Annotated in this window: 1 protein-coding gene; it reads left to right on the top strand. The window is 37.4% G+C overall.

Annotation, left to right across the window (positions count from 1 at the left end):
* A partial coding sequence (locus RAD10_RS42485; RefSeq protein ID WP_461622089.1) for a hypothetical protein occupies positions 1-238 on the top strand: 238 nt, incomplete at both ends.

The raw sequence follows: 238 nt of genomic DNA, 5'->3' as shown, positions 1-238 counted from the left end.
GCATATCATCAAACAAGGAATCATTAAACTAAATGTAAAGGGAAAGCACCAGACTGCTCCCAAACTAAAGTGGGTAAAAGTTTCCGGCGATAATATTATCCAGGCGAGGTTATATGATGGCTCAAAAATTCAACAGGTAAAAGCTACGTTTATCTCGAAAAACGATCTCGCTGTTTCATTTGATGCTGAGTTGAAAGATGATAGGACAAGTGGAGATAAAATAGAGGACGATAATGTA

This window comes from Bradyrhizobium sp. 23AC (genome assembly GCF_054863025.1).
This window is presented reverse-complemented; position numbering and strand designations above follow the sequence as displayed.